This is a genomic window from Bradyrhizobium sp. 25ACV (assembly GCF_054863005.1).
Genome location: NZ_JAVAYO010000196.1, coordinates 1 through 238, shown reverse-complemented (window position 1 = coordinate 238; position 238 = coordinate 1). Strand labels below are relative to the sequence as shown.

Sequence of the window (238 nt, the reverse complement as noted above, 5' to 3'; positions counted from 1 at the left end):
GCCGAGCGTCCGGCCGGCGAGGCGCCGATCGCGACACTCCGCAAGCTGGTGCACAGCCTGGCGGATCGCGTGCATCCGTTCGCGAAATTCACCGACGCAACGGCGAAATTCTGGCGCACCGTCGCCGAGAGCCCGGCGCTCTCGGCGCGGGCGCGCGAGATGCGTGACGAACTGATCGATGATCTCGCGAGCGTGCTGGCGGCAGCCATCAAGCGCCCGCTCGCCGATGCCGATGCCC

General features: G+C 70.2%; 1 pseudogene. It reads left to right on the top strand.

The features are described 5' to 3' along the window. A pseudogene (locus RAD04_RS39130) lies at window positions 1–238 on the top strand (hypothetical protein); the annotation flags it as partial.